Here is a 4,408-nt window from a genome sequence, read left to right on the forward strand (position 1 = left end):
CTTAGCAGGCTGAGGTCTCGCAGTACGGGGGCTGCTGCGGCGACGCGTTTTGCGGTGGCGGCTTTCCAGAAGTGCAGGCCCCAGGAGAGGAGATCGAGATCGAGGCGGGGCTTGATGTAGAAGGGGGACTCGGGATTCCACATCCACTTGAGGCCGAGTTTGACCATGCCGGGCGCGGCGAGGGGGATGAAGTGGCTGGGGACGATCATGCCTGCATTACCAAAGGAGCAGCCGTCGCGCTGCGCGGGCTTTTGATCAATGATGGTGACCTGCATGCCGCGTCGGGCGCAGTAGAGCGCCGTGCTGAGGCCGATGACACCGGCACCGAGGATGGTGACGTGCCTGCTCATGGTTTTAAATGACGCACGAGAAACTCCATGCGGAGGCGGGAGCCGTAGGGTGTTTCGGCGGCACCGTGGCCGGTGCCGATGATGGGCATGAAGTCGAAGGTCTTGCCGGCTTTTTGCAGGGCACCGACGACTTGGGTGGTGGTGGCGGGATCGACGTTGGTGTCGAGCTCGCCGACGATGATGAGGAGGTGGCCTTCCAATTTGTGGACGTCGTCTTTGTTGGAGCTGCGGGCGTAGCTTTCATCGACGGGCCAACCCATCCACTGCTCGTTCCACCAGATTTTGTCCATGCGGTTGTCGTGGCAGCCGCAGTCGGCGACGGCGACTTTGTAGAAGTCGTGGTAATCGAGCAGCGCACGCATGGCGTTCTGGCCACCGGCGCTGCCACCGTAGATGCCGACGCGAGTGAGGTCCATCCACGGGCGGGTTTTGGCGGCTGCTTTGATCCAGGCGATGCGGTCGGGGAAGCCGGCGTCTTTGATGTTTTTCCAGCAGACATCGTGGAAGGCTTTGCCGCGATGATTGGTGCCCATGCCGTCGAGCTTGACGATGATGAAGCCGAGTTCGGCGAGGATGTGATGTGTGAGCAGGCGACCGAAGTCCTTGGGTGCAAAGGCGCTGTGAGGTCCGGCATAGATGTCTTCGATGACGGGGTATTTCTTTGCGGGATCAAAGTGCGAGGGCTTGATGAGGATGCCGTGGATGTTGGTGGTGCCATCGCGGCCTTTGGCGACGAAGCGCTCGGGCATGGTCCAGCCTGCGGCGAGGAGTTGGGAGGCGTCGGCTTTTTCCAATTCGCAGACGAGGCTGCCATCACGGCTGCGGCGGAGTTCGTGGACGGGCGGGAGATCGGCGCGGGAATAAGTGTCGGTGAAGAAGTCGCGGTTGGGAGAGAACTCGATGTGGTGATTGCCGTCACCCTGAGTGAGCTGCTGGAGGCCGCTGCCGTCGAAGTTCACGCGGCAGAGGTGGAGGTGGTAGGGGTCTTCGTCTTTGCGGAGGCCGCTGGCGAGGAACCATATCTCTCGCTTGGCGTCATCCACATGAAGAACTTCGCGGACGGGCCATGAGCCGCGAGTGATTTGGTTTTTTACTTTGCCGGTTTTAGTGTCGTAGAGGTAGAGCTGGGACCAGCCGTCGCGTTCGCTCATCCAGAGGAGTTCGCTGGTGGTGTGCAGCCAGTGACGCCAAGTTTTATGGGTGTAGTCGATGAAGGTCTTGGAGGTTTCTTCAACGACGACGCGCACGGCTCCGGTCTGTGCATCGGCGGCGAGGATGCGGTAGATTTGATGACCGCGCTGATTGTAATCAAAGTAGAACTCACGGCTGTCGGGAGCCCATGTGACGTCCAGCTTGCCGGATTCGGTGAAGGGGTTCTCATACAGATTCGTGGGAACACGAATCTTCCGACCCTCTTTGTGAGTGATGACCATCTGCGGCTTGGGCAGGGGATCGCCGGGCTTGATGTAGTCGATGACTTTGAGCCTGGGTTGAACGCCTTCTTTGGGCGAGGAATCCACGATGGTGATCTGGCGGCGTGTGACGGGGGCGGCCTCGCTCGTGACAAGGAATGCTCCGTCGGGTGATCTGAAGCCGGGCTCCCTGGGCTTTTTTGCTTCCTCCTTGGCTTTAAAGAGGCCTTTGCCATCGATGATGAGTGTCTGCACCAGAGGGCCGGCCTCGATGATGGCGAGGTGCTCGCCGGTGCGGCTGGTGATGAGCCAGACGTGGCCGTCGAAGGTGTGCTGCTCGCGTTCGGCTCCTGCACGGATGCCGCCGTAGCGGATGTGCTCGCCCTGCTGATTGACCCAGAAGAGATCGACGTCGGCATCGAGTTGATTCATGAACTTGAGGCCGGACTCCTCACCGGTGCGGGTTGTTTTGAGCAACTCGATCTTGGCGGTAGAGGATTTGAGGGCTTCCTGTTCGGGCAGGCCGAGCGCTTTGAGTGACTGCGCGGTTTTGCGCTCGCCGGTGGCGGTTTGGATGAGGATAAATTCGTGGGTTTTTGGTCCGGTTTGGATGCGGTACCAGAATGCCTTGCCGCCGGGGAGCCAGTTTGCTTTGACGCGATCACGGAAGACGAGGTTTTCAGTGCGCTTGGGCAGGCTGAGTGCTTGCTCGAAGTCAGCAGCCATGGCGCTTGTAGAGAGCAGGAGCAGCAGGATGAATTTCATGGGATGCCGAATTGAAATGGATCGGCAGGATCAAGGATGAGCGTGGATTCGGCGGTGATGAAGGCGGTGCCGGTGATGGTGGGAATGATGGCGTTTTCGGCGGGGGTGTAGGTGCCTTCGAAGACGCTGCCGATGATGCTTTCCTGCCGCCAGATTTCATTGGGGGCGAGTTTTCCATCTGCGGCAAGGCAGGCGAGCTTGGCGCTGGTGCCGGTGCCGCAGGGGGAGCGGTCGTATTCGGCGCCGGGGCAGAGGACGAAGTTGCGGCTGTGATTCGCGGGATGGTGCGCAGGGGCGAAGAGTTCGACGTGATCGACCTCGGGGAAGCCGGCGGCGTGAACGGCGGCGCGCATGGCGAGGCTGGCCTGGGTGAGATGGGGGATGTTTTCGCGGGTTAGGGCGAGGCCGTGATCGGACACCAGGAAAAACCAGTTTCCACCATAGGCGACGTCGCCGGTGACGCCGCCTGCCTGAACGGCTTTGGCTTTGCGATAAGAGGGCACGTTGCGGATGCTTACGCGATCATCTTTATGGAGGGTGGCGGTGACGACGCCCACGGGTGTCTCTATGAGGTGCTCGCCGGGGACGATGCGGCCCAGATGGCGAAGGGTGATGATGAGACCTATCATGCCGTGGCCGCACATGCCGAGGCGGCCGACGTTGTTGAAGAAGATGACGCCTGCGGTGCATGACGCATCCTTGGGCACCGTGAGAAGGGCACCCACGATGACCTCATGCCCGCGTGGCTCGCAGAGGATGGCGCGGCGGTAGGTTTCGAGATCCTCGGGACTCATGCCGCCAAGCACGACACGCGTGGGTTCGCCGCCGGTGTGGGAGTCGATGGTGGGGATGCGCTTCATTGCGGGCGCCTGGCCAGTGCATCGCGGATGATCTTGAGGACCTGTTCGCGTTCAACTCCAGCAAGGGGCAGGCGTGGCTCGCGGCACCATTCTTTGCCGAGGCCGGTTTCCTGACAGAGGAGTTTGATGTATTGCACGAAGTGGATGTGGGTATCCAGCTTCATGAGGGGCTGCATCCAGCGGTAGAGGGTGCGGGCTTCATCCCAGCGACCGGCGCGGGTGAGTTCCCAGAGTTTTTGATTTTCCTGAGGGAAGGCGATGCCGCTGCCTGCTACCCAGCCATCAATGCCGAGGATGCTGCATTCGAGGATGAGATCGTCCACGCCGGTGAAGAGCTGGTAGCGATCTCCGACGAGATTGCGCAGTTCGGTGATGCGGCGTGGGTTGGCGCTGCTCTCCTTGATGGAGGTGAGGTTTTCGATGTCGGCGATCTGCGCGAACATTTCCGGGGTCACATCGGTGTGATAGCCGACGGGGTTGTTGTAGAGCATCCAGGGCAGGGGCGTGGCCTTGGCGAGCGTGCGGAACCAGTGCTCGGTCTCGCGAGGATCGCTTTTGTAAACCATGGGTGGCATGACCATGAAACCGGCGGCGCCGAGTTGCTCGCCATCCTGCATGTATTGAATGGCAGCACGGGTGCTCATCTCTGCCACGCCGCTGACGACGGGGATGCGGCCTTTAGCGGTTTCGATAGCGCATTTGAGCACGGCGCGTTTTTCATCGGGCTGCAGGCATTGGTTTTCACCGAGGGAGCCGCAGACAATGAGGCCGGAGATGCCGGAGTCGATCAGTGCTTCGAAGTGGCGGGCTGAGGCTGGGAGATCGAGCGACTGATCTTCGTGGAGTTGAGTGACGACTGCTGGAAAAACGCCGGACCATTTGGGTAGAGACATTGCGGAGGATGATTGGGGATGGCTGAAGGGTCTTGATTGCTTTTTGGCTGAGCGACTGCCAATTCAGTCAAAATCATGGAATCCACCGGCCCATTCTCCGAGCACGCGACGACGGAGGCGCTTTTTGA

The 4,408-nt window shown here is 60.5% G+C and carries 4 protein-coding genes; all 4 read right to left on the reverse strand.

The window, feature by feature from the left end; genetic code table 11:
* Nucleotides 1-350: FAD-dependent oxidoreductase (locus ACIREA_RS27380; protein WP_397385499.1), on the reverse strand; the 350-nt coding region annotated here is incomplete at its 3' end.
* The gene (locus ACIREA_RS27385; RefSeq protein ID WP_397385500.1) at nucleotides 347-2,527 is read right to left on the reverse strand and encodes a prolyl oligopeptidase family serine peptidase; all 2,181 of its coding nucleotides are present in this window, start codon (nucleotides 2,525-2,527) and stop codon (nucleotides 347-349) included. The genes ACIREA_RS27385 and ACIREA_RS27380, both read right to left, overlap by 4 nt.
* A complete protein-coding gene (locus tag ACIREA_RS27390) occupies nucleotides 2,524-3,387 on the reverse strand; it encodes a proline racemase family protein (protein WP_397385501.1) in 864 nt (287 codons plus the stop codon). The genes ACIREA_RS27385 and ACIREA_RS27390 overlap by 4 nt, the downstream gene beginning before the upstream one ends.
* On the reverse strand, nucleotides 3,384-4,280 hold the full coding sequence (locus ACIREA_RS27395; RefSeq protein WP_397385502.1) for a dihydrodipicolinate synthase family protein: 897 nt from the start codon (nucleotides 4,278-4,280) through the stop codon (nucleotides 3,384-3,386). Before ACIREA_RS27395 ends, ACIREA_RS27390 begins: the two co-directional genes overlap by 4 nt.
* Nucleotides 4,281-4,408 lie beyond the last annotated feature (128 nt).

Origin of the sequence: Prosthecobacter sp. (assembly GCF_044373815.1) — a bacterium.
Taxonomy (GTDB): Bacteria; Verrucomicrobiota; Verrucomicrobiia; order Verrucomicrobiales; family Verrucomicrobiaceae; genus Prosthecobacter.

Coding starts and splice junctions, on each gene's coding strand:
- ACIREA_RS27385 (WP_397385500.1), bottom strand. CDS start 2,527: ATGAAATTCATCCTGCTGCTCCTGCTCTCTACAAGCGCCATGGCTGCT.
- ACIREA_RS27390 (WP_397385501.1), bottom strand. CDS start 3,387: ATGAAGCGCATCCCCACCATCGACTCCCACACCGGCGGCGAACCCACG.
- ACIREA_RS27395 (WP_397385502.1), bottom strand. CDS start 4,280: ATGTCTCTACCCAAATGGTCCGGCGTTTTTCCAGCAGTCGTCACTCAA.